Here is a 26,922-nt window from a genome sequence, read left to right as displayed (position 1 = left end):
CCGCGGCGCAGTGCCATTACTGCGGTTTCTGCGCGGCCCCAGCGGCAGAGCGGCTGCCCACACGGATCGTCCTGTCGACCACACGCGTATGCAGCGAGGGCTGCTGGTCGAGGAAGGTACGCAGCGATGCAAGATCATCGCCACGCAGGTTGCCGGTCAGGCGCAGCGCGCCGGCGACATCGTCATCCACCTGCAGGCGCACGTCGTTGAGCCGGTTGAACTGCTCGGCCACCTCGCGCAGTGGCTCGTCCTGGAACACCACGCGGCGTCGCCACCATGCGGTCATCGTGTCCGCATGCTGCTGGCGGATGCTGACGGACTGGTCGCGGTAGTCGATATGGGCGCTCTGCCCGGCGCGAAGATCAGCGAGCAGACGGCCCTGGCCCGAGTCGCCGCGTACCTGCACGCTGCCTTCGGCCACCTCGATCCTCGCCTGCTCGCGCCGCAGCGACACGTCGAAGGTCGTGCCGATATCGCGCACCTCCAGCCCTGCCGCATGCACGGCGAAGGGACGACGTTCCTCGGCGACCACAAAGCTGGCCTGCCCGCGCGACAGCTCCACGCGGCGGCTCAGCAGGGTGAAGCGGATCGACAGTTCACTCTCCGCGTTCAGATGCACCACGGTGTGATCGGGCAGCGCGAAGCTGCGCGGCGCGCCATGCGCCGCGACGTAGTGGCGGGTCTGTGGCCAGGCCATGTGGCCGACCACCCCCACGCCCAGCAGCAGCGCGGCGGCCGCGGCGATACCCGGCAGGTGCCGGCGTGACGCGCGCGACGCCACCGGCTGCGGCGGACGCCGCCGCACTGGCAGCGCCACCACGTTGTCGTCGGCCGGCGGCGGCCCTGCAGCAATCAGCGCATCCAGGTCGACCGCCATGCCCCGCAGCGCATCGCTGAGCTCGGTGGCCACGCGGCTGACCGTGATGTACTCGCGCAGGTGGGCCGGCGAGGTCACCAGCCAGGTCATGAACTGGCGTTGCTGATCAGGCGTCACCCCGCCCTGGCGCTGCAGCGCATGCCAGTGCGCGGCTTCGTTGGCGAGGGAAGGACGCGGCGCGGGAATCTCGCTCACCACGCCTCCGCATGACCGGCCAGCGCGCGGCGGCAAACGGACAGGCCACGCACCACGTGCTTCTTGACCATATGGGACGACACGCCCAGCCGCTCGGCGATCTCCTTGTAGCTGAGTCCATCGCGGTACTGCATCACCAACACCGCACGGGTGTGCTCGGGCAAGGTGCCCAGCAGCGTCTGGAGGTGCGTGCGGCGCTGCTCGCGCTCGGCGGCGTCCTCCACGGTTTCTTCGCCGGTCAGCAGCGTGGTGAGGTTTTCCAGATCATCGATCGGGAGCATGGACCAGCGCCGGCGCGCGGCCTGCTCGCGCGCGAGGTTCTGCGCGACCGTGAACAGATAGGCCTCCGGATTGGCGATGCCCTCGCCGTGATCCTCATGCGCGCGCAGCAGGCGCAGATAGGTTTCCTGCACCATGTCGTCGGCGTCCTGGCGCGCACCGCGGCGGGTGAAGAATCCCCTCAGCACCGGCCCCTGCTCCAGAAACATGCGCGCCAAACGCCGTTTTGCGTGTTCGGCCACGATCGCGCCTCGCCCCCAGGTGCGGCGAAGGTACGTGGCCTGCATGACGATTGGATGACGCAGAGAGCACGGTACCGCCGCGCGGCGGTACCGTGGAAACGCGCCTCAGGCCGCGCGCGTATCGATCAGAACGTGTGTTCCGGGCCGGGGAACGTGCCTGCTCCCACCTCTTCCGCGAATTCACGCGCGGCCTTCTCCAGCAGCCCGTGCATGTCCGCGTACTGCTTCACGAAGCGCGGCAGCTTGCCGGTGCGCAGCCCTGCCATGTCCTGCCAGACCAGCACCTGGGCATCGCAGTCGCTGCCCGCTCCGATGCCGACGGTGGGAATCTTCAGCGCCGCGGTGATCTGTGCGGCCACCGTGCCGGGGACCATTTCCATCAGTACCGCGAAAGCACCGGCAGCCTCCAGCGCGCGTGCCTCCTCGATCAGCCGTGCGCCATCTTCGCCTCGGCCCTGCACGCGGAAACCGCCCAGCTGATGCTCCGACTGCGGCGTGAAGCCGATATGCGCCATCACCGGGATGCCGCAGCTGACCAGCTTGCGGACCTGCGGCACCATCTCGATCCCGCCTTCCAGTTTGACGGCGTGTGCGCCGCCCTCCTTCATGAAACGGACGGCCGTGTGGAAGCACTGCTCCGGCGAGGCCTGGTAGGAACCGAACGGCAGATCGGCGATCACCAGCGGCCGCCGCGTGCAGCGGCTCACTGCGCGCACCAGCGGCATCAGCTCGTCGACGGTGACGGGAAGCAGCGAGTCGTTGCCGAACACGTTGTTGGACGCCGAATCGCCGATCAGCAGCACCGGAATGCCGGCATCTTCGAAGATCGCCGCAGTGTACATGTCGTAGGCGGTGAGCATGGCCCACTTCTCGCCGCGCTCCTTCATCTGCTGCAGGTGTGGAATGCGCACGCGCGGTGCCGGGACCGGGGCAGTGCCCGGCGTCGCGTAGGGATGAAGCTGTTCGGTCATGCGAAGCATCCTGGTGGAGAACAAGGTGGGGTCAGAGTGTGCCGGTTCCGCTCAACAACAGCACGGCGATCACGATCATCGCAGCGCCAGAGACACGGCCGACAGCGCGTGATGCACGCGGGCGGGTGCGCAGCATGGCACCGGCGCCATAGCCGACGGCAAGATAGACCGCGCCGCAGCTGACCAGATGGACCATGCCCAGTGCGATGATCTGCACGGGCATCGCCCACGTCGCGCTGGCGGAAATGAACTGGGGCAGCAGGGCCAGGAACAGCAGCAGCACCTTGGGATTGAGCCCACTGACGCAGGCACCCTTGAGCGCCCAATGGCGCCATCCCGTCACCGCCCCCGCAGCTTCCGCCGCAGCCACCGGCGGATGGCGCAGCAGGCCGATGCCCAGCCACAGCAGATACAGCGCACCCAGCACCGTCAGGACATGCAGCGCGAGCGGCACGCGGGCGAGCATCGCACCGACGCCCGCGGCGACCAGCCCGATCGCGAGCAGATGACCAGACAGCAATCCGACTACCGCCGGCACCACCGCCCGCCCGCGCAGGCCGGCGGCGATCGCGTGCGCCCAATCCGCACCGGGGGTGAGCACGAAGAGGATGGACACCGCCCAGAAGGCGGCAATGACGCTGGGTTGCATGGGGGTCCAAGGGGCGGTCTTGCCGCGATCTGCGGGATAGACAGAAGAATATTCCCGCATCTCTGGAATGTGCTTCCAAATACTTGCCCAGGTCTGGCTTACAGGAGGAAACTCTTGCGCATGGATGCCACCGACCAGCGAATTCTTGCCGAGCTGCAGAAAGACGGCCGCCTCACCGTGACCGAGCTGGCCGAGCGCATCGGCCTGAGCGTCTCGCCTTGTCACCGCCGCGTGCGTGCCCTGGAGCAGTCCGGCGCGATCCGCGGCTACCGCGCCGAGCTGGATCCCGCCGCCTTGGGCCTGAAGTTCTCAGCGCTGGTCTTCATCACCCTGCGCGACGGCGACCGCCACGCGGTGGACGCCTTCGAACACGCGGTGGCCGAAGTGCCGCAGGTCCTGCAGGCACAGCGCCTGTTCGGCGACCCGGACTACCTGCTGCACGTGGTCACTCGCGACCTGGCCGCGTTCCGGCACCTGTACGACGAACACCTCTCCGCCCTGCCCGGCGTGCAGCGGCTGACCTCGACCCTGGTGATGAAGGACGTGGTGATCGACCGGCCGCTGCCGTTGAACGGGCATTGAGGCACCCGCATTAAACCTTCTGACCGCGAACCTCTGGCTTGCCCACGACGCGACCCGCAGCGAAGCCGACGCCGCGCGTAAACGGCAGCTCATCCAGTCGCCCTGCATCGACAAGGGCACGCCCGGCCTCGAAGGCTCAATCCTCGCCCGGGGTGACCCTGCAGTAAAACACCAGCTCCGGATCATCGGGGTCGAGGTTATCGATGTATCCGCTGGATTCGAAGCCGGTCTGCAGAAGCACTGCCTGCATCCGGGTGTTGGAACGATTGGTCGATGCAAACAGCTTGGGGTGTACGCAGACGGATTTCAGGTGCTCGATCAGGATCCGGGCCAGCCCTTGGCGACGGCGCGCTGGATCGACCATCACCATCTCGATGAAGCCGCAGCCGAAGAAGTGATAGTCGAGTACGCCGTACGCGGCGGCGCATGCGTCGACGGTGAGCACGTAACACGCATCCGCCGCGATCCAGGCGCGGATCAGCTCAGCGCGTTCCGGTGCCTGTGCGGCGACGCTGTCGATGGCCTCCAGCGCTGGCAGGTCCTGCATCGTCGCCTGGCGAATTTCGATCACGCGTCTACCCCTCCTCGCTGGGCCGCAGGGCGGCTTGGCCCGCATTGTCACCCGTTGCGACGACTCGCCCGGCATCATTCTGCCCGCATCACAACTCATCGAGTTGATACAGGCCACTGACAGTTGCAAACGACTCATAGTGCGTCTGTTTCCATTCTCCACCACCGTCGCCCCCTCGGGCAGGCACCCATTGAAACGTCCAGCGCTCCCTAAAGCCGCCAGGCAGCTCGTTGATGATGGTCAGCTGCTCTCCCGGCGTGCCCCATGTGGGGAGCGGGACGGGAGGAGCGTTCGCCGTCCGTATGGCGAGCGGCTCTACCGGTGCCTGGGTCTCCACGGTCATCCTGTCCGGATCGGCAGCAGCAGCGTCATTGGAAACAACGGGCGGGGCGCAGATCAGCGCCACGGAAAAAAGCAAAAACACGCAGGCGTACCACCATAAACATCTCCCCTAAGGTCATATGAAGGTGCTTCACTGCTGTTGCCGCACATTGCGGCAGACATGGGTTGGCAGAGAAGAGCATTCACAGTGACGGGGGACGGCCAACCACACCATCGGTGTTGCCCGCAGGATGGACTCGGACAAACGGCACGCGCACCAGCTTCGCCAAGTGACGGAATGGATAGGACTATCTGTCGCTTTCAAATGGACTATTTCACAATCACGAGGATGTGCAGATGAAGCATGTGCATGCAATCGGGCTAACGACCCGATGTGGCTTGAGAATCAAGCAAGGCATCGCGGCAACGCTCTTGACCGCCGCCGTAGTTTCACAGGTTTCCACAGCAGCACCGCCATCGGCGGCCACTCTGGCCACCATGCAGTCGAAGGTGAAATGGGCGGAGATGGACTCCCTTGTTACCGCTGAACTTCAACAAATTGTGGACAAGCAGTCTCGGATCGATGGACAGAGCAAGCTCGTCAGCGTCCGTGCCAAGGTGGATCCAGCCAAGCGGCAGCTCACCATTTCATTGAGCCGTGGCTATGTGCCAAAGGTCAATGGCTCAGAATTTGAGGACCTTCTGTCCCAGTTGACCAGTGCGGCGCTCGAGATCATCGACCCCGCCCTTGAAATTGCAATCATTGAGTACCGCTACGACGGGCGTCCAATCAGTGCCTATTTTCCCGAGGACGCTCCTTCGCCCTCGCCGCTAAAGCAAGAAAAATAAGGGCCACGATTGATACCACGCTCTTTTCGGGCTTGAACGCCATCGCATGCGCGATGCGGTGACCGCCTCGACTAATAACCTGCGAAAGAATGGATGACCCAGACTTCCGATGGACTACCACCCCAGATGGCTGCCAAAAGCAACAAAAAAGCCCACGCATTGCGGCGCAGGCTTCTTCGAATCACCAACATTGGTCGGGACGGCCGGATTTGAACCGACGACCCTCTGCCCCCCAGGCATCGCCCAACACCGGGCTATGTCACTGAACGGAAAGGGATCTGACCTGCGCAGCAGCGTGCAAGAACTAGCAATCAATGCATATATAGATCAATGCGTTAGGGGGCGATAGGGTGATGCCTCAACAGGCTCGACGGACCTCCTGATGCAGAAGACGCCAGCCAAGGGCGAGGCCCTCCGCCGTTCAGCGTTTATCAGCTGAGCGCTCTGGATCAGGCCGACGCAATATGCAACAAAGCCGAACCAGCGTAACGGCGTATCGGCGTCTTCAGCACATAGAGAAGCGCGCTTTACTGGCAACCGCTTGTGCAGATTACCTTCTCGCCCGTGCAAGTTAGGCAGCACGTCGACCAACCAAAACCGGCTAGACTTCGCGACTGCGAGTTTCCCGCTCTCCTGACGAGGTTTCGCTTGGACCCTGTTCGCCTCTGCGCGCCTTCCCAACTAACTCAGCACAGCATTTCAAAATCATGAAGATCAACCCTGACCTGCTTATAGAACAGGAGTGGGCTTGTACCCTCTTCCCTGCCGACCACCCGGAGCTGGCGTTTCCGGGCGTGCTGAAGCACTCTCCCACGTCAGGCCTGACGCTTCAGTTCGCGACCCCAATCGATGCTCGTTACGATGAGGACTACCATCACCTGCACGGGTACACGTCTGCCGGTGTAGCCATAACATTGGTCGGAAACTTCAGCACTAAAACCGCTGGTCTCAACCTCCGGTCAGGCATGGCATATCATACTTCGAAGGGCCACCCCTTTCAGTTCGCCATCTTCGGCCATCACTTTGCAGCCGACTCGGCGTTCATTGAATATACTTTCGACATCGCAGGGGCTGATGCATTCTTTGCCCGAAGCGGGAGTATTGCCCTCATCCCATTTGGAAGTGAGCCGTTGTTTCGTGCCCTTTCAGGCTCATGCGAGTTTAGTGGACGATTTACAGGAACGTTCAACTCACTACCACCCCGCCTATCCGACTACATTCTTGGCAACGACGACGATGCGATGGCTGAGCTGCAGGCGGCCTACACGACCATAAGAGAGAAGCACCAAGATTTTCGTCCTCTGATCAAGAAGAGCGCCAAATTCGCCTTTAAACTGTCGATTCCGGACGGGGCCGATGTCATGAGTGCACAGAGGAACTGCCAGGCAGTCGCCGACCTATTCGCCATCCTATTTTTCGGCCCGGCCAAGTTGTCCCGCCTAACCGCCACCGTTAAAGACGAGAAAGGATTTCCTCACGAGTTTGATGTATTTCCATGGAGATTGAGCGAGGCGGGGTCATTACAGAGGGCCGCAGACGATAAGAGCTATCTCCATCTGCCACTCAACAACCTGGACGTGAACTTCGGTGAGTTGCTGTCAAAGTGGATGCAGATATCCGACAAATTCTCCACAACATTGTCGATCGTCCAGAGCTCAACCACCCTGATATCCGAAAGCGAGGTGCTATCCCGCATCGTTTTAAACGTTGCCCAACTCGAAGGAATGGCCCACGAGGCTGGCAAGCACGAGAATCAAAAGAAATACCAGTACGGAATCGATACTTACTCAAGCCCATTCCTATCGAACTTCCTGAAGAGCCTTCTCCGACGGGAAGCATCCGATCTTGGAAAAGCAATCTCCGATCTTCGAAATGACATAGCCCACATGGGACGCCCGCGCACCTATCTGGACAAGATGTCGTTCAGGGACAAATACGCCGCATGCTTGGCACTGGAGGCAGTGATCATTGGATACGTCCTCGACCAGCTAGGCGCAAGCAAGACCTCGGTAGAGAAGTATCAGAAAACGTTGATTTCGATGATCCAACGAAAAGATTAAAAGTTCGCCTCCATGAGCTTGCGCCGCAAGGGCTGCGGCCCTCAACGTTTTCAGGATGCAGCCCCGTGGAACCGTTGTCCCCGCAGGCCACTCGTGTAGGTTTTCAGGAGGCCTCACGGCACCCTTGGAGCCGGCGTCGCAGCGATCAGGCGCCGCTGCTGCTGGATTTCGAGGCGCAGCCGGGCTTGATGGCGCTCGATCCATAGCTCAGCCCCGGCCCGGCCCTGCCGGTGGGTGCTGCATGGCCGGCGGGTCTGCTGCTCCTGCGGTAGGTGCTGATCCAGCGCGGCGAAGTACGGCCCTCCCCAGTGCTCCTGGTATAGCCGGACCACCCACACGCCCTCGAACGCGATCACGTCCTTTTCGTGGGCCGTGGCGGCGGCTCTCTGCCAGCGGAAGTCGGGAGGCAACGGCATGGGCGCAGCATACGGGCCGGGGTCTCAGATTCCGCGACAGCGCGTCAGGGTGATGCAAAGGTGCCGGCGGGCCGCTGCTCAGGCACCCCATCACCCAGGTTGAGCTGCCTGCGGCTCCCGGATCCGGCATGCCGATCATGCGTCCCGGCACACCCGGGGACCATAGGCCAAACGCGCACTGCAGCGTGGGCGCTGCCCTACGCCGCCAGCCGATGCTCGTAGAACGGATGCCGCTTGTCGTCGAAGATTGCGTAGAGCGCGCCGAGGTCGGCCGGGTTGGGGTTGAGCCAGGCATCCACGTGCTCGGGCTTGATATTGATGATCGTCCGGTCGTGGCCGGCCGCGGCGACCTCGGGTTCGGGGTCATCGGTGATGGCAGCGAAGGACAGCAGATCGGGTTCCTTGCCGGCTGGGTCCACCCAGTGCGACCACAGGCAAGCCACCAGCATCGGATCACCCGTGCGGGGCGTGAACTGCACCACCTGGTTGCCGCCGTCCGGCCCCTCTACGTTCTCGTAGAAGGTGTCCACCACCATCAGCGCATGCGTGCACCCGAAGGCCTGTCGCCAGAATCCCTCCAGACTGTCGCGCCGGGCGTTGTAAGTGCCGGGGTAGCGCTGATCATAACTGGCCGGCTTCCCGGCCAGCCGACACTGGTAGCGCATTGGAGTGATGACTCGCTTGCCACCCTCGGACACGATGACCGTGCCGTACACGCCGGGGAAAATCCGCGAGTCTCTCGCAAGGTGGTCAGTGCGCCGGAGGTCGGCGAGCTTTCCCTGGGCCCGGGCGATCTTATTGGTGGCCACCCGCACATCGTTCTCGGCCTTCTTCGTGACCTTGGTCTGCAGCGCCCGCTCGGCGTTGACCAGCCGGGTCTTCTGGGTGAACAGCTCCTGCTCGAAGGAAGTGGCATCGCCAGCGTTCCAGTCCTGGATCTCCGCCCAGATCGAACGCTCGGCAGGTGTCTTGCCCGCAGCGAACGCATCGTCCATGGCCTTCGGCGTCTTCGGCCGCTTCTTGCCAGGATCGTGGGCGTACAGCGCCGCGAATTCCTCTATAGACACGACAGCGCCGAACTCGCGCACGAGCTTGTGGTAGTCGGCCTTGATCTGAGCGGAGTAGCACATGGGGCGATTACACCACGGCCAGCTAAAGGCTTCGTGAGCGACGAAATCTGCCGAACCTTAACAAATGGACGGATATGATTCACGTCCGAGGCCTCTTGGCCAGTCGTGACCAACAGAGGCCGATGCCTAACACCGGACAGTTCTATCTCCTCCGCGTCGACGGACAAGGCGATGAGTCCGAAAGGCTCCTCGAGGTGACCGTCGTAGAGTGCCGATGCCTGCCGTGCGGGTGCACCTTTATCGCCACGCCCGGCAAGGGCCTGATCACTATTCCAGGCGGGGCCGTCCTTGCCTGTCCGTACTGCGAGAATCGTCAGGCCGTCAGCCTCGCCAGGTTCTCCGAGTTCATCGCTCGCGTTGGGAGCGGGTCTCCCACTGGGTCGGCGCCGACGAATCACCTCAGCCAGCCGGATCAACCCAGCCAAGCTGTTGGGCTGAATTCTCCGCCCGACAGGACGGGCTGAGCACTTGGGGGGCGCTGCGGCCGCTGACAACCCGGACTGCAGCCGGACTTAACAGGGCTTTAAAGGTGTCGCGGATGCGGCGACGAGACGACTCATCCGGGGCTTGCCCAGCAACGAGAGCATCCGCGACGCAGCGAACATCGCAACCTGAGTGCCTGCAGTGGGGCCAAGAAGAACTTGATCGACGAGGTAATCCAGATCAATGCTGGGATCAATCGACCCATTCATTGGCAGCTTGAACTTTGGCTCAATTCCTTTCGCTGTCACTGCGTAGCCCATACATTGATCCAGCGCCTTCCCCTCCTTCCGCTTTGGATCGTAGACAACACGCCATTCGTTCTCTTCTCTAAAGCCTTCGTGCTTGGTAAAGAGCGAGAACATCCTCAGACGGTTGTAGAAATTCCAAGCGTAGGAAGCAGCATCCTCCACGCCGACCGGCATTCTCTTCATCGAATCAAACATCTTATCTATCAGCTGCTCAATCCACTGCAACCTTACTTTGGTCGTCAAATAGTCGACCGGCGCAATAATCAACGGCGCGGTCAGCTGGTCGCTGATCCGAGCGGTGTTAAAGACAATTGCAGCGCCGCCGCCATTCCCGCCATATGCCCTCCACATAGAGAGCACACCATCCGTATCCCCCGCCTCATGCCTACTGAAACAAGCGATGTAGGTATCAAGGTCGTCGCTGACAGAGTCGAATTCCCTTATCGCCTTTAGCAATCCTAGAAATTCTTGATACGCCTTGGGCGGCAAGATGACGCCAAAGCGAGGGTCCGACGTAACCAGCCGCATTCCCTCGGACAGCGCCCATGCCAGTTCCTGATGATCGTTCATCATGAAGGGATGGGATAGCCACAACTCAGCGCCACGTGAAATGGACTCAAGGTTCTGCAGCGAAGTGTAGTGCGCGAGCAACGGCCTTACTGCGGGGAAGCTCTTTGACTCATCTTCGTCGGCCCAGATATCTTCATGAAAATCCATGATTCGAGCGCTAGGCTGGGCATCGTTCACGTCGGCCACCATGTTGAATTTTCTCGGATACTAGCACCAGCAACCAATACGCCCAACCAACGGCGAATCACGAATTTTTCAAATCAGGATCTCACTTAGAGGCAAGTTCGGGGCCGCCTCTGTCACATGCCCGCCTCGCACCCACACGTTGTAGGGGATGGTGCCACCCAAGATGCCGATGGCCCGCATCTGCGCCCCGTCATAGGTCGTCAGGCTACTGGTCCCATCAGCGTTGTGCGCGGTGACCGTCGCCAACAGTCGCGGGCTGGCGCTGACCAGCCCGTCAAATTGATCCCACAGTTCAGTCCGCATCGCTGTAGTGCCTCTCAAGGGTGACGGTCTGCTCGACCACGACGGCCTTCTCGCCGATGCGCGTCTCGGTCCGGACCGCCGTACACAGGCCGTGCCACGTGCCCTCCTCGGCCACCACCTCGACCAGGTCAAGCGGCAGGATCCGGCCCACCTCGCCCGGGCGCAGGGGCGAGGTGAACAGGGGCACCACCAGATCGATGGCCGCCTGCTCGCCGCGGTCGGCCAGAATGTTCCGGCCCCGCTCGGCGCCGGCGGCGGCGGTGTTGATCAGCGGGCTGCTCACCTGCTGGGCGAACAGCTGGCCGGCCTCGCCCGCGCGGCGCACCTTGCAGGTGACGCCCTTCCCCGCCAGCTCACCGGTGACGACGACGGCGTCGTACAGGGGCGCGCTGCGCATCTGGAGGCTTTCATTCGTGATGATGTCCTCCTGCAGCACGTGGGCCGGGGTGCGATCGCGCCAGTTCCAGGGACTGTCCGGATACCGCGCACGCACCCGCAGGGTGGGATCGGCCGGATCCGACTGGACCACCGCGCCGCTGGCTTCGGCCAGACGACTGATCGCATCCAGCGCCGGCAGCGCGTCGTAGAACCAGGCACCCGGCGGCACCAACCAATCCACTGTGTCATAGCTGGCGGTAAAGCCCGTGTCGGCGAGCTCTTCGTCGACCAGCTGGGCCATGCTGCGCTCTTCGGTGGTCACCTTCACCCGGCTTGGCGCGTAGGGCCCGGCGAGCAGCGCGGTGCGCGACCGGCCCGCCAGGGTTGCGCCAGTACGGCTCCATTCCCGGCGGCCGCTGTAGCTCTCCATGACTGCCGTCCAGACGTAGCCGTTGAGGTCGATCTCAATCAGGCGCGGCCCGGCCGCCGTCGGCTTGAGCAGCGCGAGCTGCGCACTGTCGGCCAGCTCGATGTCGTAGCTGCTGCCCCACGCATCGACGCTGGAGGAGATGGAGATGCTCTCCACTTGAATCGGGGTGCGGTCCGGCAAGCGGACCACTGAGACGCTGTTGATCACGACGTATGTCCTTCGTTGCGGGCGGACCACGTAGCACGCGGTGACGCCAATATTTAGGGGCGCGAGGCCGGGATATCCAACGACCAAGCAGCCAAGATTGAGCGCGACAGCATCGCCGCTTGGAGCGACCGGCTCGGGATCAGGATCTGGATCAGGCTTTGGCGGAGGCGGGCGAACGATCCAGGGCACCGACCTCGCAGCGCCCCAAGGCAGCTTCGCTGCTCTATACGTGAGACCAGGGTGCGTCCAAGGGAGCTTTCGCTCCGGACGAACCTGCGGCATCTCACCATTCCATGGCAGCCGTCGATCGGGCCGGATGAGCGCTAACGCTCTCCAGGACAAGACATTGGCGCGACTCAGCACTGGGGAGGCAGAGCGCCACCGCAGTTGCAATGAAGCGCGCTGCCGCTCCTGAGCAGACCATGGAAGAACGTACCCAGCACCAAGACTCGGTGCTGATCCGTGCCAGCCAAAACCCACTCCCGCTCGGCGACGATCCGCACTGCCCCAAGGGACTCGGACCGCTGCGCTGGTCGAAGCGGACGGCGACCAAGACATGCTGCGATCGGAGCGAGCGACCGGTGCTTCGCCCCAGCCAATCCGCGTAATGCGCGCCAAAGGTAACGCCGCGCCCCAAGGCAGTGCGATGGACTGGCTCAAGCCGCGGATGACCGGCTCAACAGGCGTGTCGTCCCACTGAATGCCAAGGTTGAGCGATACAAAAGCCCCACCACTGCCCAATGGACCGAGATTGATCCCGACAAACTTCCCGTCCGGCGCAGCCATCATTCCCCCATTGGCGCAGCTTTTACCCAGTCCTGCACGGCCGCGTTGTAGTTACCGCGATCGTCGAAGCCAACCACTAGAAAAAACACGTCTAGCGGGAGACCTTCGATGCGCCACGTTCCGTCCGTTCGACTGATCGCAGAGCCAACCACACGCAAGGTGCTTCGCTCCAACGCAACTACGCGCCCCACTCTGGGGACGTTAAGCATCCGAAATCGACCATCAGGTGCGCCGGGGTCGCTGCTAGCCGGAGCAGATCCGGCGAGAAACCCGAAGCCCGTCAGGTCCGGCGTGTTTCTTAGGGTGGGCCACACTCGGATCATTGGCATAGTCAGTGCCACGCCCTTGCCAGATCAAACAGCACTTCGCCCTCAAGTGGAGACGTTCCTGTCTCAGAAGTGCAGCTAAAGCGCTTGCTGATTGTGGTCTGCCCTTCAAGATAGGTCCCGTCGCTGTAAGACAGGCTCGAAAATGGCAGTAGCAGACCGGGGTACTCTCCTCGGAACACCATAAGGCGCTCCAAAAGCTGCCCGGGTACCGCGAAGACCCCCTTGTTCACCTGCTCTGGAACTTGGATCGTGCCCGCCACCCCGCCATAAGGCACCATCGTCCGCCCCATGTAGTATGGAGACCATGACGTCAGCCGTTGCGGCGCCGCGGCGCCGGCACTACTCCTCGCGATGTAGAGGCCGCCGGTGTTGGAATTGATGGGGTACGCGTTCAAATCAGGGGCGAACATCATGAACAGGACGTTCATTCCAAACCCGCTCGAATACGACGTCAGCTTGGTGTTGGACACACAGAAACTGTGCTGATCATCAGCTACGTAGCTGGCGAGGTCGCCAGCGAAGTGCGGTGCATCTTGGCCGGAAATACCTGTGTGTCGTATGAAGAGGTAAAAGCATCGCTCGGTGCCAATAGCGAACCAGGGCCGTTCAGTCGCGGATGCAGTTGACGACTTCGGCCATAGGCACCCATTGGTCATCTGCGCGACTGTGGGAACAGCGTTGCCGCCATTATCCACATCTGACATCGATTCGAATCCGCGCAGCAATCCATACTGGGCGTTTGCGTCGTCCAGCCTGAGGTAATAGCCGGAGCCGGTAACTACGTTATTGCGATACACGCGCTTGTTTGGGCTCAAAAACTCTCGCGCCCACCCAAGGCCAGTTTTCGCACCAGCGCCTGTCCCGTAGCCATCTACAAGAACAGCGTCTAGCAACGCGGCGAGAGCGCCTGGCTGACCGCTAAGCGACGGCGCACCGGCATCGGTGCTCCGATAGATGGTCGGCATCAAGCTCATTGCATCTCTCCTGCGATGTTTCCAATGACACGGAATCGGGTTGAATCGGTAGCGCCCTCAGGCGTGCCCGGCAGCGTGGTGCGCACCATCCAGATCGGGGCCAGGCCACCCACCGTGTTGAAGCGGAGTGCATTATTCGTCGCCCACCCGCTACCCCATCCTTCGCGCTTCAGCGTGAAATACGGTCGCGCCGTACGAGGATTGACCGGCGAGCAATCAGCCGAGGTCACGCCAGTCGTAATGGTGCCTACCGTCTCTCCGATGACCTCGAACGTGGTGCTGTTGGTGAAGCGAATGGCCCACCGTTCCGTGATGGCATCCGCATTCGAGACCAGCAGAGGATAGTCAGTGTCGTTGTAAGTCGCGGGAGCCGCGCTCCCGATCAATTCATTGCTCCACACATTGCCCCACGTCGCCTGGTCGAACAGGTTCACAACGCGGGCCTGTAGATCCAGCGAGCCGTTGGCCTCGCCTAGGCGCAGCGCAGTGCTGATCAGCGCCTCGCCTACCGGGAAGTCGTGGGTCAGGCTGGTGTTGAGCTCGATCTCACCGGTGATCTGCGGCTGAACCACAAGCCTTCGATCTTCCACGCGCTCTTGGATGACGAGCGGCAGCGTATAGGCGGACAAGTTGAGCGGATCACTGAACCGGAGCGAGCCCCCGTCCAAGTCTGTGGTGTACCAGGCTGACTCAACGGGCTTCCCCGCCGCATCCCGGACTTCCACAGCGGCCTGTCGCCCCCGCCCAAAGCTGACGTTCTGCCCCGCCGACGGAGTGGCGATGATGTGGCTGACGGTGTGGTGGATCAATACCGTCTGCCCAGGCTTGAACGCCGGAACGCGGCCATCGCTGGGCAGGCGAACGGATTCCAGGCCGATGACCACCGCCGATAGCGGGATGGACCGGAACACGACCGCGCCGATGTAGATGGAGCCGGCCATTACCAGCGTGGGCTTCCACACTTGGTCGCCCACCACCTCGGCGGGGTCGTACCAGGACTGGCCTTCGTTCCCCGCAGCCAACACCATCAGACCGAACTGCACCTTGACCACTCCGGTTTCCCAGTCCACCGCGCCTCGCACGGATGCGCCTGAGAGCACGCCGTTGATGTCAGCCGAGGCGGTCAACTGGACGCCGTCCAAGGTCAGTGCGCGCAGGGTGAAGTTGCCAGGACGTAGCGGAGAGCCAGGCGTGCGGAAGAAGACGGCCGCAGTGCCCGGATCTGCGATCCGAGTGAGCAGAGACTGGACCTGCACCGTGTTGCTTCCGCCAGCCAACCACTGCGTGAGGTTGGCGGCACCGGCCGAGTAGTCGATCGCTCCAGCATAGGTGCCGGCGCCGGTCACCGGATCGATAGAGTGGTATAGGCCACCGCTACGGTCCACATAGGTACGGCCACGGAAGGTAAACCGCACGCTCCCCGGCACAATGCTGTCGCTGATCGTTGGCGTCAGCAAGAGCTGAACAGGCGGAAGTGCCAGCGACTCAGTCGCCGAGGCCTGCGCAGCACCAGCGACCATCCAAAGCACCGACACCAGCGTCCCCGCGGAGAACTGCGCCTCCACGTCCTTGCGCTCGTATCCAGTAACCTTCCACCGGCCGTCCACACGACCATAGGTTGGAATCGACACCTGTCGCACGGTGAAACGCCCCGCCTGCAGGTTCACAGCACCTGTCGTGTAGTTGACCGAGCCCAGCACATTGGAGGCGCCCTGGCCGCCCACGGATTGCGCGACGATGTTGCCGGCGCCGTCGTCCTTGGCAAGCACGCGCATGGTGTGCGGGGTACTCGGCATGCCGTCCGGACCGGTTGCCACCGAGATCGTCCAGTCGAGCGCCAGAGAGTTAGCGCGCACCGGTCCATTGGGCACCAGGAAGGCCACCACGCCCGAGCCATCGGGCACTGGCTGCAGCGCCGCACTCAGTGCTTCGCCATACTCATACGAGCATGCCAACCGGCTATCGGCGTCCGGCAGGGTGATCGGACGAATCATCACCTCCCCGGTCGTGTAGGCGATCGAACCGCGCAGGACAGAGGCGATCAAGAGCCCACCGGTGCCGTTGTCTGTCACCGGCACGTCCGCCCCGGCAACCCGCAGCGTGAAGGAAGCAGTACCAGGTACGATGCCGACCTGTCCGAGCATGAAATGCAGCGCGGGAGGTGCAATGGCGACATCCCCGGTTCGCGCCTCCGCCAGCACACCCGTGCCCCAGCTGACCATGACGCTGCTGGTCAGATCCGGCAACGCGCCGGCGGTCATCACCACAGCGCCGGTTGCGTAATTCACGGTACCGCTGCCCTGCCCGGGCTTGCCGATCAGCTGGCCGCGACCGTTGTCCTTCAATCGGATCCACTTGCCCAGAGCACGGTAGTCCACCACAACCGTCCCCGGCGCTGGGAGGGGCGCGATCTGGAACAACCAGTTGTAGCCTTGGTTGTTCTGGGTTACGGCAATCTCGTCTGTGAACCCCTGCTCCACAACGGCACCTGCCGGCGTCGCTGTGATGCTGATTGCCGTCGACCCAATCCCGTTGGCGTGGGCGATCGTCACGGCGCCAGCGAGGTAGTCCACGCTTCCGGACCACGGCGAACTGGTCGCCGAAGCCAACCCGCCAGCACCATCGTCGGTCAGCTCTACACTTCCAGCCAGGACCTTGACCGATCCAACCGCCATAGGGTTACCCAGGAAGCGGATGACCGGTGCGCCCGCAGCGAACGAACTTGAGTAGTTCAATCCCAGCGTTCCAGCCGGTCCGGCAGCAACGTAGCTGATGGTGCCCAGACCAGCCAGCACGTCGCTGACGGCGGTCTCTGCCGTGGAGGTCGGCACGATCGTCACGTACGGGGTATCCACCTGCACAGACAGGTCACCAGGCTTCGCCGCCGCCGTAAGTCGCTTCACGCTGTGATAGCTGGTTGCTTCAACAACGTTGGTGTCATAGATGCGAGTCGGCGGCTTGGCGCTCGTATAGCGCGAGACTTCCTGACCAAAGAAGTCGAAGGTAAGTGCATTGACCGTCTCGATGACGATCACGTCCCGCTCGAATGCGCCGCTGTCGTCATAGAAGGTCCGTGTGGTCCGCGACAGAATGCCCTTCACCCGGATGTACTGCTCGTTCGGGGTGTACCCAGAGCCATTGGTGGTGAGGCACAGGTTGTCGTTGATATCCGGGCTGGGCGCGTCCTTCATGCAGTAGAACTGCACGGTCATCTGCCCGATGAAATGGTTGCTCAGCAGGATGTAGCGGGACTCGACGCCACGGGTGATGTAGCTCTCGACGCGGTTGCGAGCGTCCGCCCGCACGTCGCTGTAGCTGCCGGTGGCGAACATGCTGACCTGGACACGCGGATCAGCCGGCGGGTCCACCAGCACACCGATCGCATCCTTGAGGACGTCGGTGGTCGGGGTGTCCACGTGCACGAACAGCTTGCGCAGGGTGGCGCGGCCCGTGGTGCGCTCTTCATCGCCGATATCGGGGAACAGGTTGTTCATCTGCCCGTCCACGATCTCGGTCTGCACCATCCGCCCGCCGCCATCCGGGTTGTCGGTCAGGCGCTGGGACTGGCGCATCTTGATGTCTGTTGCGGAGATCGTCATCGGTTACACCGTCATGAGTCGAAGGGTGATGGAGAAGTAGTCGCCGTCCAGCGCGGGGACGGCATAGCGGATCGGATCCGCCTCGATGGCGGGGCCATCGGTGCGACGCCAGGCCACCGGGAACGAGCGGTCGCCGCCGTTGTGGGCAGGCATCAGCAGGGACAGCGGCGAGGTGCGCGGCTGCTCCTCGCTCGCCTGCAGGGCGCGCAGTACGGCCAAGGTCACCGGGGCGATGTAGGCGGCACCCTCGCGCTGCGTCTGCAGCGTGATCGGCCGGCCGGCCTGGAGCGCTGACTCCTGCACGATCCGGGCACCGGTCAAACTGGTCTTCACCGCCTGCCCCACCCGCCAGCCGGTGAATTCGTCAGTCCATTGCAGATCGGCCGGCAGCTCAATGCCTGCCAGCAAGATGCGGCTCATCGGTTACCCCCAGCGCGCACGGAAACGCTCCTGCTGCGCGAGATCTTCTGCAGGACCAACGGCGCCACCAGCGCCGCCATCTGCTCGGCCTGCGCGCGAGCCTCGGCGCTGGCACTGGCCTCAACGCTCTTGCTGGGCGCGCGCCAGTCGATCACGAGGATCTCCTGCCCCTTGTTGTCGCCAACACGCTTGGCGTCCGCCTCGGCTTGGGACTTGGCCTCTGCCTCAGCGGCGCGCAACCGCTCTTCCGTAGCGCGCCTGGCCGCCTGGTCACGTTCCAGCCTTTTGCTCTCGATTTGGTTTTCGACCTGAAGAACGCTCTCCAGCTCACCCGGCCCGACAAGATCAAAACGATCAGACAGCTCCTTTCGCTTGCCGGAAAGATCGTCGAATGCCTGCAGCGTCCCGTTCAGTTCCTTCTTGTAGGCCTCCAGTTCGCGGCGCTGGTCGTACAAACCATTCCAGATGTTGGCGAACTGCTGCAGCGAGTTCGGCCCGCCCAGCGTGCCCAGCAGCTCCCATGTCTTTTCGGAGACCTCGCCCATCGAGAGCGAGAATCCATGAGCTGCGGACGCTCCCTCCGCGAAACTGCTGGCTGCGCTGCCGCCGGCGGCAGCTACAGCCTCGGTAGCAGCTGCGGCGCCCTTTGCCGAGGCCGCCACACCATCCAGTTCCTTTGCTGCGCCAGCTGCACCATCGGCCACCTTGCGCGTCGCCTCCCCACCCCGGCGACCCATGTCATCCAGACCATCGCTCACCTGGTAGATGGCATCCAGGTGAGCCAGCTGCATTTCCACCATCTGCCTTGCCGCAACATCACTGTCGGCAACCGAGGCGCGAGCGGTATCGCTGTAGGCGCGCAGGGCCCGGCGCACATCTTCGATGCTGGCCTTACCCTGAGAGGCACCGCGACGGATTGCCTCGAAGGCATCCTTCGCCGCGTCGCGAGCCGCGTTGAGAGACGCCTGCGACTGGATCCCCAGCTTGCCGAACTCATCGTTCAGCGGATTCATCGCATTGGTGATTTCGCGGATGCGCGAATTCAGCGCCGCTGCCGAACGCTCTGCCTGGTCGAAGCCGGTCTTTCCCCGCTTGCCCGCGTCTTCCAGCAAAGTGCCAAGTGTCCGGGCCTCTTCCAAGGTGGACACGTTGCCGAGGGCGCTCTTGAACGCCGCCTCGATCTGCACGCCGGTGGACAGTGCGCTATCGGTGACCGTGGCGAACGCAGCGATCGCGTCGCGCCCGGTCTTACCGAAACTCATCCCCACGCTTTCGGCGGTGACGCCCAGCTTCTGCAATGCAGCTACCAGCGTCTGCTGAAGCACGGCCGACGCATTGACTGCCGCGCCGGGAAGCGCCTCAAACGCCGTCTGCGCCGCCATCTGGAACCGCTGCAGTTCCTCACCGGAAAGACGCTGGAGGGCGTCCAGCAGCCCATCACGAATATTCCGGCTGGCGACCGTACCCTGCTCCGCCATGTGGGCGAGCGCCACACCGACGTTCTCCAGCGAGGCACTGTCAGCGTAGTTGAGGCTTTGGAACAGGTTACCGATTGAGGTGGCCGCCAGCTTGGCGTCCGAGTCGATCCCCTGAAGCTGCTCCAGAACCAGCTGGGCCCCCGGGCCGATGCCGTTGGCAAGGGCATCACCCGCAACCCGAGCACCCTCGGCCAGGGCCTTGTAGCCCTGATTGACCTCCTGCAGGCGCACCTTGACCTGTTCCAGCTGCTTGAGCTGGTCGTCGGTCGCGATGCCCAAGGCCTCCATCCGGACCAAGAAACCGAGCTGTCCCGCCAGGTATTCCTTCAGGCCGTCCAGCCGGTCCATGTAGGACTGCCGCTCAGCATCAGCCAGCGCAGCGACTTCGGCCGAAGTCCTAACCGCAGTATCGCGGTACTCGATGAACGAATTGGCCGCCTCCTTCCGCGCAACGGCTTCCTGGTACATCACCTCGCGCAGCTGCCGGCTGACCTCGCCCGCATGCTTGCTGGCCGCGCTGTTCTTCCCCAGTTCCTCACCCAGAGCCTGGCCCATCGAACGCAGACCCTTCAGGGCCACTTCCAGACCCACCAGCCCCACCGTGATCAGCAGAGCCTTCGGCATGGCCTTCAGCACGTTACCGAGCGTCACTGCGCCCTTGCCGGTCGCATCCATAGCGGCAGCATTTGCCCACTGTGCGCGCGTGGTCGCAGCCAGCGTGACGCGCCATGTGTTGAACTGCGCGATCAGCTTGATGATCGAGAAGGTCGCATATACCCTGCCGAGCGTCACCAGCGCGCTGCCGTGATCCACTACCCACGTGGTGGCGCCCTTGGCTGCCTCGGCCATGGTGATGATCGCGTCGGCCGTCTGCTTGGCCCAGCGAGTGAGCGTGCCATCCTTGGCAAGCCGGTCAACCGTGGCGAGCATGTCGGTCAGCTGGCCCTTGAAGTAGGCCAGCACGCCCTGGTCGGCGACCTCTTGCTTCCAGTCCTTGAACCGCTCGGTGGCTTCCTTCCACAGGCCGGCGATAGTACCCACCTTGGCCGCTGCTGCTGCGCCACCATAGGACTCGGTCAGCAGGTCAAGGATGATCGCCTGCGCCTCAGCGACACGGCCTGTCGCTTCCATCTGCTTGATCAGCTGCTTCTGGCTGTCATCCAGCGTAAAGCCCTGCTTGCTCAGCGACTCCATCGCCTTGGAAGGCGTCTGCAGAGCCTTGCCCACCACCTCGGCCGAGGCCTCCAGGCTCATCCCCAAGCGCTGGGCCTGGTCGATCGTTATCTGCATGGCCGCCGGGAACTGCTCACCGACGATGTTGGTATAGGACAGCAGGCGCACCTGAGCCGCCGAGATCTGGCCGTCATCGAACAGGCCACCCTGCAGCTGCTTGCGCATCCGGGCCAGCCCGGCCGCGGTGAACTCACCCTGCCTGCCAGTTGCGGCCAGGGCCGCCTCCAGTTGCCCAAGCTCCTGCTCCGCGTCGCTGCCTTCCTTGATGATGTCCTTGATGCCATCAACGACCTTGCCGAACCCGATGAAGCCAAGCGCGGTCGCGGCAATGCCCTTGAGCTTGTTGAGGATGCTGGTGGTCACGGACGCCGAGGCGCCCAGCTCAGCCGTCTCCCGTGCTGCCTCGCCGGCGCGCTCGCGGTAGGCTTTCAGCGATTCGGCGGCGGAGGTGCTGGCCTTGGCCTGAGCCCGGAACTTGTCGTCGCCTTCCTGAATCTGCTGGTTGCGCCGGCGCGTTTCATCCGCAGCCTGGGCAGCAGCCCGGGCCTGGTCGGCAAAGGCCGAGGCGATCTTCGATGCTTCCTCGCGGAGGCGCTGTTGGCTGGCGGCCAGCTGGGTGGTGTTGACCCCGAGGTCGCTGAGGCTGTCCTCAGCTTTTGCCGCGGCCTCCCACTGTTTGTTCAGCGATTCCTTGAGCTTGTCACCCTCAGCACGCAGGCTTCTTTGAGCATTGAGCAGCTCCTTCGACGGCGCCGCCGTTTCAGCGATCTGCAAGGAGAGCTGATACGCCGCCTTTTGATTGGCATCAAAGCGGGTCTCGAGATCACCCAAGGTCTCAAGCAAGCCGTCGAACGCTTCGGCCTTCTCGGCGGTAGCGTTGAGCTCGGCCAGCTTGTCCACCAGCTTGCCAGTGTCGGCAACCGCAGCGTCCGAGGCCACACCCATTTCGGCAAGCGCCAGGCGCAGTTCGTCCACGCCCTCGGTGCCGCTGGTCTCAAGGACCAGCCGCAGCGCTTCCTCGAATGCCGCATTGTTCGCCATCAACGTTTCCCCTGCCTTGCCAGTTTCAATTGCCGGATGAGCTCGCTACCGCGGTACTCGTTCATTTCACGAGCCAGGCGTGAAACGACCACGTCCCCCTGGCCCATCACCATCTGGAATGCGCTCGGACCTGTGAGCGTCCGCAGCTTGCGGCGGCCATCGCGCCCGGACGACGCCGTGGCGTCTCGCGAGAACTGGCGCGCCACCAGGCGCCTTTGGCCATCAACCGTCGCGATGAAGGCCGAGTTGTAGACCTTCCGCTCACCCTTCTGGATCAGGGCGGTCGCACCAGCTGTCTTTCGTCCGCCCCAGCGCCCACCGAACCCAAACAGCGGAAGCGGCTTGGCCGAGGCATTCAGCGAGATGTATTCACCGTTCTCATCCGCACCGGTGCGCACGGTGAAGCGACCGGTCAGATCGCTAACGCGTACGTTGTAGATCTCACGAATGGCTCTCTTTGCCGCGGGCTCGAACCGCCGACGCACCGTGATGGCCGACCGAGCGTCGGCCTTTGCGATCGCCGCTGCGCTCACACCATTCACCTTGGCAGCAATGCGGGCCAAGGCAGCGGCATTCATGCGTCGGTCGAGGCTTGCGAACCTACCCATAGCTCAGAGCCCCCACACAAAGGTGGTCGGCGCCATCCCAGGCGCCGACCACTGAGGACTGAGAGCAGCCCTCTGCCGCATCAATCGGGCTTCTGCTCGTACACCTTGAAGGTGTACAGCGCGGTCTCTTCCGAGCGGAAGATCACCGAGCCGGTCAGGGTCACCTGGATCGGGTCGTCGCTGAACCAGTCCACATCGCCATCTACGGTCAAATCAACCTGCGGAATACGCAGCAGGCCGTTCTCGCCACTGATGCGATCCTGCACGTCACCCATGATCATGAAGGCCTTGTTGGGCACCGCGCCGCCATTGATGGCCGTCTGCAAATAGCCGTCATAGCTGTAGGACACGGTCAGGGCATCGCCATGGGCAATGTCACCCTCGGCCAGCGGGATGAGGATGCCCTGCCGGTTGTCGATGTCATAGTCGACACCGGCCTCCAGCGTCTCGGCCCCCTTCTTAATGACCGGCGCCGGTGAGGCCATGATGAAGCGATGGCCAAGCTCGATCGGTGCGTCCTTGCTGTAGACGGAGAGAGCCTGGTTCGACACAGTGCCTGCATCGACCGAGGTCGATACGGCGCTGCCGTAGAGCATGCGGGCGAGGATGGCCGGCGGCACTTCCAGTGCGGTCACACTGATGCCGGTGGTGCCGGGATTGGCATCGGTGTGGATGATCTGCCCGTAGCGATCATCGCGGCGCTTGCTCTTCACTTCGGTCGTGTCGCCAGCCTCATAGCTGAACGTCAGCGAGCTCTGTTCGAGCGGCTTGTTGCCAAACTTGTCGTCCGGATCGGGAATGACGGGAATGCGGTTGGCACCGGCGCCGTGCTCATAGAAGCGCAGATCGCCGGCGAACTTACGGACCTTGGGTTGGGCCATTAGGGTTTCTCCTGGGGATTGGACACGGGCTGGAAACTCTCGGTCAGACCGGCCCGCGCGGTGATCTGAGCGACAACACTGGAATGACCGGCGTCATCGGTGACGGGGACCAGTTGTGAATCGACGACTTCGAACTTGGTGAGACCCAGCGGCAGCGACCGTGAGTCGAAGGTGAGCACCCTCAACAGGTCATGCCGGGCGCGGTGTACCAGACGATTCGGCCGGTCCTCGTCCTGACCTCGCGGCACGCTGAACTCGATGGTCAGAGCCACATCGGAACTAGCCTGGGCGCGGCCTCCCGACGTGGAGCTGATCCGATCCACAACAATCGCGGTAGCGGCAGTGGCGAGATCAGGCGGCGCGTCTTCGTCATCGAGCAGGATCAGACCGCTTCCGATATCGGTGAAGAAGCCCGACTCCGTCCTGATGAGGCGCACCCGCCCTGCCAGGAACTCAAGTAGCTGCCAGCTTGCCGGCTCCTTGGAGACATCAGTCAGTGACACGAATCACCAGCCAGCGGCTCAGCGAGCCGTCGTCAGAAATGGGTTTGGAGTTGGAATACAGCTCGCCGTCTACAAGCACCCGCCCCTTGAAGGCCGGACGGAAGCCAGCGGTTCGCACGTAAGCGATTTCGACTCGGCCGGCCACGAACTGCCTGAGCCCGCCGATCATTTCGCTGTCGCGGTCCACATAAACCTGGCAGGGCACGGCAGCACCGCCGTCCGGCGGCGTGTATGTGGCGAGGTCAGCCATGCCCGCTGCGGCAAGGCTCGCATGTAGGCCAGCGTCCATCTCGGCAAGGAATGCGCGCTGTCCCATTACTTGCGATTCTCACGGCGACTGGTGACGCACAGCGCCAACACGACGCACAGCACGACGACGGCGAATGCCAGAAGCGCGCTCACGGCTTCACCTCGGTGCCCTGGATAGCGCGGACCTGCTCGGCGCGGCCATTGAGGCGCTCAATGACAGCACGCCTCTGGGCGGCAACATCAAAGCACTGCGCGATCGGGCCTTCGGGAACAGCCTCGGTGCGGGTAAGCGCGGCCGGAATCGTCACATATACGCGCCGCTCCACCACCACAGGCTCAGGGGTCACCGCGCACTGCGCCGGGCCTGCATCAGGCTTCGTCTGCCCACACGCAGCAAGCACGGCGGCGAGCGCCGCGACGGTCAGTAACCGGAGAATGCTGGGCATGATGCTTCCACCTCGGTCAGGGCCAGCGCACAGCGCGTCTCACGCGCTTGGCCGGCATAGCGATTCATGAACTGCTTCAACGTCTGGTTTGCATCCGCCTCGCGGGCCTCAGCTGCGGCTACCGCGCTGTCGCTCTGCCGCTTGAGCGTGGCCGCTTGGTTCTGCGCCAACGCCAGCTCAGCTTGGAGGACGCCAACGGTGCGGCCGTAGCCAGCGTTGGCCGCAGCCAGTTCCGCAACCCGCGTGTTGGCGCCCTCCTTCTGCGAGGCACAGGCTGTCGCCGCACCTTCATAGGAGGCAGCGGCAGCACGAGCATTGGCCCGCACAACCACAAGGCAGACCGACAGAGCGATCACAACCAGGGCGAGAACCCCGATCATCCACAGAAGCGGCTTCATCGTGACCACGGAGGGCAGCTTCATCGCGCACGCTCCGTCAGGCCGGCTTCGTCCTCGCGGCGACCGCAGAGACCCGCCTCCAGATTGGTGCCACGCCACAACCGGCACATCTGGCGAATCTGGCCCGCGACGCAATGCACGTCCGCGCCGGGCAAGCACACGTCGCGGATTGCACGCATCTCCGTGCGCGCCGGACCGGTCATCGAGGCACCGCGGTTGTAGACCACGGAGACCAGTGCACCGCGGGCGTCTGCGGGAAGAGCATCGAACCCGTCAGCACCGAATGCTCGGCGCGCACTGGCGTGATAGCGCGGAAGCGAGGCCACGCCGAACACGTCACTCGCCAGCCCGAACGGAACGCGCACGTCGCGTAGATCCCGCACGACGGGTTGCGCGGCAGGCCCGGTGATCCCAGCGGTCGCTTGGAGGCGGGAGGCCGCGGCCAGGGCGGACCAGTCCAAGCCGATCTGCTGGCGGGTCTGGTGGCCGCCGTCGTAGCCGATGCCCCACGTGACGCCTGATGCGCCACCCGGCCAGATGGGCGCCTCATAGCGCCGCGTGTACAGCGCCTGGCTGCCAACCTCCCAACGGACAATCAGCGCAACAGCAGCTGGCGAGATGACCGACAGCCGGGGGACGTTGGCCGCCGGTGGCAGGACCTGCTGCACGGCTTCCTGCAGAGCCACGACCACCGGCATCACTGCACCTGCGGCCGACTCTTGGGCTGATTCAACCACCGGGGCTGCAGCGTCGGCCACATCTGCGCGCGCCTCAGCTACTGCTGCTGCCGGCGCGTCAGCAGAGGCCGGCACGGACGCTGCCACTGGGGCCTGGCCGCAAGCGGTGAGCGCGGCAACCAGCAGCGCAGAGAGAACGCGACAGGCGATCATCGGGCGATCCAGAAGAAGGCAACGAACAGGCCAACCAACGCCACCCATTCGGCGCGATCAAGCAGCAATAGGCGCCAGGCCGATCGGTCACCAGTCCGGGCAGCTTCATGCAACTGCCGCTCTTCATCGTCGCGCAGGTCGAACAGATAGGTGCGCTTGAACAGCCAGGCAGCCGCGCAGGCGGTCGCCAGGTACGCGGCGGAAATCGGCAGCTGCAGCAGCTGCGCCAACACGTCCCCGCCGATGGTGCGATCGAGCGCACCCAGCAGAATCCAGCCGAGCAGCGCCAGGAAGATCAGGACCGGCAGCCAGACGATGAACTCCTGCCAGCGGCTGAAGAAGGAGAGGATGCGATTCATGGTGTTTTCTGCGCCTGTTCCACGGTATTGAGACGACGCTCCAGCTCGGCGATCCGCCAGATCACCCCGTTGTCCAGCTTCGCGTTGACCACCTGCACGTCGCTGGTTACCTGCTGGAGACCCTTGCCCTGCTCTGCCTGGATGCTGCGGATGTCGTTGAGCATCCAACTCACCACGCTGCCTGCGATCGTCAGCACGAAGGGCAGCGCGAAAATGGCAACCTTGAGCGCCACAGACGCAAACTTTCCGTTCATGGCCCGGTCGAGCTGGGCATTTGCATCAGTGGTGCTCATCAATCCCCCTGTGTTCGTAGAAGCTCCACCACCGCACACGCCACCCGGGCATCTGTGTGCGGTGGTGGGCTAACCCTTATGCGCCGCCGGTACCGGCCGCTGCGGTGCCCGGCGTCAGGCGCACCAGCACCTCAGCGTCACCGTTCGCTGCCGCCTCCACGGCGTAGCCGAAGCTGTTGAAGTCCGTGGCGCCGCCGGCGGCGACGATCACCCGCTCGTCAGCGCTGGACCAGTTGACCGCCGCGCCGTTGGCAACGACTGCGGTTGCCAGCTTCGGAAGGCGGAAGACGCCCTCCACGTGGACCGCGATGCGGTCGCCGATTCCGCCGTCGGTGACCGCGACACCGAACAGCTTGCCCTTCGCGACGACACCGCCGCTCTTGACCGCCTTGTCCAGCACCACGTCCAGCACGCGGCCGTCCTGATGTGCGTTCTTCATGACTGTTTCCTCAAATCGAAAGGGATATCGCTTGGGCGCGAACCGGCAA

The 26,922-nt window shown here is 63.4% G+C and carries 28 protein-coding genes; 3 read left to right on the top strand and 25 right to left on the bottom strand.

Translation table 11 applies throughout. The annotated features are described in order from the left end of the window. Positions 1 to 16: 16 nt before the first annotated feature. The 4 genes from HDC96_RS01275 to HDC96_RS01260 form a co-directional block, all read right to left on the bottom strand. Positions 17 to 1,072, bottom strand: coding sequence for a FecR domain-containing protein (locus tag HDC96_RS01275; RefSeq protein WP_343202988.1), 1,056 nt, complete (start codon positions 1,070 to 1,072; stop codon positions 17 to 19). Continuing rightward, a complete protein-coding gene (locus tag HDC96_RS01270; RefSeq protein ID WP_179458414.1) occupies positions 1,069 to 1,593 on the bottom strand; it encodes a sigma-70 family RNA polymerase sigma factor in 525 nt (174 codons plus the stop codon). The genes HDC96_RS01275 and HDC96_RS01270 overlap by 4 nt, the downstream gene beginning before the upstream one ends. A gap of 125 nt (positions 1,594 to 1,718) precedes the next feature. Beyond that, positions 1,719 to 2,564, bottom strand: coding sequence for a 3-methyl-2-oxobutanoate hydroxymethyltransferase (gene panB / locus HDC96_RS01265; protein WP_179458413.1), 846 nt, complete (start codon positions 2,562 to 2,564; stop codon positions 1,719 to 1,721). Positions 2,565 to 2,595: 31 nt separating this feature from the next. Beyond that, a complete protein-coding gene (locus HDC96_RS01260) occupies positions 2,596 to 3,213 on the bottom strand; it encodes a LysE family translocator (RefSeq protein WP_179458412.1) in 618 nt (205 codons plus the stop codon). Between the two features lie 120 nt (positions 3,214 to 3,333). Here HDC96_RS01260 and HDC96_RS01255 point away from each other — a divergent pair, with 120 nt between their 5' ends. Next, on the top strand, positions 3,334 to 3,795 hold the full coding sequence (locus HDC96_RS01255) for an Lrp/AsnC family transcriptional regulator (protein WP_179458411.1): 462 nt from the start codon (positions 3,334 to 3,336) through the stop codon (positions 3,793 to 3,795). A 136-nt stretch (positions 3,796 to 3,931) separates the two neighbouring features. Here HDC96_RS01255 and HDC96_RS01250 read toward each other — a convergent pair whose 3' ends face one another. Further along, complete coding sequence (locus tag HDC96_RS01250) at positions 3,932 to 4,366, bottom strand: GNAT family N-acetyltransferase (RefSeq protein ID WP_218842003.1); 435 nt, start codon at positions 4,364 to 4,366, stop codon at positions 3,932 to 3,934. An 88-nt stretch (positions 4,367 to 4,454) separates the two neighbouring features. Further along, positions 4,455 to 4,790: a hypothetical protein gene (locus HDC96_RS01245; protein WP_179458410.1), complete on the bottom strand. Its 336-nt coding sequence runs from the start codon at positions 4,788 to 4,790 to the stop codon at positions 4,455 to 4,457. Between the two features lie 254 nt (positions 4,791 to 5,044). Between HDC96_RS01245 and HDC96_RS01240 the strand changes: the two genes are divergently transcribed. Further along, positions 5,045 to 5,536, top strand: a complete 492-nt coding sequence (locus tag HDC96_RS01240) for a hypothetical protein (protein WP_179458409.1) — start codon at positions 5,045 to 5,047, stop codon at positions 5,534 to 5,536. 707 nt (positions 5,537 to 6,243) lie between these two features. After that, positions 6,244 to 7,596, top strand: a complete 1,353-nt coding sequence (locus HDC96_RS01235; RefSeq protein WP_179458408.1) for a HEPN domain-containing protein — start codon at positions 6,244 to 6,246, stop codon at positions 7,594 to 7,596. Positions 7,597 to 7,709: 113 nt separating this feature from the next. Here the strand turns inward: HDC96_RS01235 and HDC96_RS01230 are convergent, their stop codons facing one another. From HDC96_RS01230 to HDC96_RS01140, 19 genes are all read right to left on the bottom strand, one after another. After that, positions 7,710 to 8,012 (bottom strand): hypothetical protein, encoded by a 303-nt coding sequence (locus HDC96_RS01230; protein WP_179458407.1) that lies wholly within the window; start codon positions 8,010 to 8,012, stop codon positions 7,710 to 7,712. A gap of 197 nt (positions 8,013 to 8,209) precedes the next feature. Next, entirely contained in the window at positions 8,210 to 9,142 is a 933-nt protein-coding gene (locus HDC96_RS01225) for an SOS response-associated peptidase family protein (RefSeq protein ID WP_179458406.1), read from the bottom strand. Positions 9,143 to 9,654: 512 nt separating this feature from the next. Continuing rightward, positions 9,655 to 10,620, bottom strand: coding sequence for a DUF2971 domain-containing protein (locus HDC96_RS18470; RefSeq protein ID WP_179458405.1), 966 nt, complete (start codon positions 10,618 to 10,620; stop codon positions 9,655 to 9,657). A gap of 78 nt (positions 10,621 to 10,698) precedes the next feature. After that, positions 10,699 to 10,932: a hypothetical protein gene (locus HDC96_RS01215; RefSeq protein ID WP_179458404.1), complete on the bottom strand. Its 234-nt coding sequence runs from the start codon at positions 10,930 to 10,932 to the stop codon at positions 10,699 to 10,701. After that, a complete protein-coding gene (locus tag HDC96_RS18290) occupies positions 10,922 to 11,947 on the bottom strand; it encodes a hypothetical protein (protein WP_179458403.1) in 1,026 nt (341 codons plus the stop codon). The genes HDC96_RS01215 and HDC96_RS18290 overlap by 11 nt, the downstream gene beginning before the upstream one ends. A gap of 1,117 nt (positions 11,948 to 13,064) precedes the next feature. Then, on the bottom strand, positions 13,065 to 14,036 hold the full coding sequence (locus HDC96_RS01205) for a hypothetical protein (RefSeq protein WP_179458402.1): 972 nt from the start codon (positions 14,034 to 14,036) through the stop codon (positions 13,065 to 13,067). Next, entirely contained in the window at positions 14,033 to 17,635 is a 3,603-nt protein-coding gene (locus HDC96_RS01200; protein WP_179458401.1) for a hypothetical protein, read from the bottom strand. The genes HDC96_RS01205 and HDC96_RS01200 overlap by 4 nt, the downstream gene beginning before the upstream one ends. A gap of 3 nt (positions 17,636 to 17,638) precedes the next feature. Continuing rightward, positions 17,639 to 18,055, bottom strand: a complete 417-nt coding sequence (locus HDC96_RS01195) for a hypothetical protein (RefSeq protein WP_179458400.1) — start codon at positions 18,053 to 18,055, stop codon at positions 17,639 to 17,641. After that, positions 18,052 to 21,807, bottom strand: a complete 3,756-nt coding sequence (locus HDC96_RS01190) for a phage tail length tape measure family protein (protein WP_179458399.1) — start codon at positions 21,805 to 21,807, stop codon at positions 18,052 to 18,054. Before HDC96_RS01190 ends, HDC96_RS01195 begins: the two co-directional genes overlap by 4 nt. After that, positions 21,807 to 22,385, bottom strand: a complete 579-nt coding sequence (locus tag HDC96_RS01185; RefSeq protein ID WP_179458398.1) for a hypothetical protein — start codon at positions 22,383 to 22,385, stop codon at positions 21,807 to 21,809. Before HDC96_RS01185 ends, HDC96_RS01190 begins: the two co-directional genes overlap by 1 nt. 110 nt (positions 22,386 to 22,495) lie before the next feature. Next, positions 22,496 to 23,296, bottom strand: coding sequence for a hypothetical protein (locus HDC96_RS01180; RefSeq protein ID WP_179458397.1), 801 nt, complete (start codon positions 23,294 to 23,296; stop codon positions 22,496 to 22,498). Further along, positions 23,296 to 23,799 carry a hypothetical protein gene (locus HDC96_RS01175; RefSeq protein WP_179458396.1) on the bottom strand — a complete coding sequence of 168 codons (504 nt, stop codon included), beginning with the start codon at positions 23,797 to 23,799 and terminating at the stop codon, positions 23,296 to 23,298. Before HDC96_RS01175 ends, HDC96_RS01180 begins: the two co-directional genes overlap by 1 nt. Continuing rightward, positions 23,786 to 24,049 (bottom strand): hypothetical protein, encoded by a 264-nt coding sequence (locus HDC96_RS01170; protein WP_257018553.1) that lies wholly within the window; start codon positions 24,047 to 24,049, stop codon positions 23,786 to 23,788. The genes HDC96_RS01175 and HDC96_RS01170 overlap by 14 nt, the downstream gene beginning before the upstream one ends. Before the next feature lie 148 nt (positions 24,050 to 24,197). Continuing rightward, positions 24,198 to 24,494, bottom strand: coding sequence for a hypothetical protein (locus tag HDC96_RS01165; protein ID WP_179458394.1), 297 nt, complete (start codon positions 24,492 to 24,494; stop codon positions 24,198 to 24,200). Beyond that, entirely contained in the window at positions 24,470 to 24,916 is a 447-nt protein-coding gene (locus HDC96_RS01160) for a hypothetical protein (RefSeq protein ID WP_179458393.1), read from the bottom strand. The genes HDC96_RS01165 and HDC96_RS01160 overlap by 25 nt, the downstream gene beginning before the upstream one ends. Next, positions 24,913 to 25,590 carry a hypothetical protein gene (locus tag HDC96_RS01155; RefSeq protein WP_257018552.1) on the bottom strand — a complete coding sequence of 226 codons (678 nt, stop codon included), beginning with the start codon at positions 25,588 to 25,590 and terminating at the stop codon, positions 24,913 to 24,915. The genes HDC96_RS01160 and HDC96_RS01155 overlap by 4 nt, the downstream gene beginning before the upstream one ends. Positions 25,591 to 25,778: 188 nt before the next feature. Then, the gene (locus tag HDC96_RS01150; protein ID WP_179458391.1) at positions 25,779 to 26,141 is read right to left on the bottom strand and encodes a hypothetical protein; all 363 of its coding nucleotides are present in this window, start codon (positions 26,139 to 26,141) and stop codon (positions 25,779 to 25,781) included. Then, positions 26,138 to 26,434, bottom strand: coding sequence for a hypothetical protein (locus HDC96_RS01145; protein WP_179458390.1), 297 nt, complete (start codon positions 26,432 to 26,434; stop codon positions 26,138 to 26,140). The genes HDC96_RS01150 and HDC96_RS01145 overlap by 4 nt, the downstream gene beginning before the upstream one ends. Positions 26,435 to 26,510: 76 nt before the next feature. After that, positions 26,511 to 26,873: a DUF2190 family protein gene (locus HDC96_RS01140; protein WP_179458389.1), complete on the bottom strand. Its 363-nt coding sequence runs from the start codon at positions 26,871 to 26,873 to the stop codon at positions 26,511 to 26,513. Between the last annotated feature and the right edge of the window lie 49 nt (positions 26,874 to 26,922).

The organism is Stenotrophomonas sp. JAI102, assembly GCF_013409105.1.
Lineage (GTDB): Bacteria > Pseudomonadota > Gammaproteobacteria > Xanthomonadales > Xanthomonadaceae > Stenotrophomonas > Stenotrophomonas maltophilia_AA.
The sequence above is the reverse complement of the archived record's forward strand: the minus strand, read 5'-3'. Positions and strand labels throughout refer to the sequence as shown.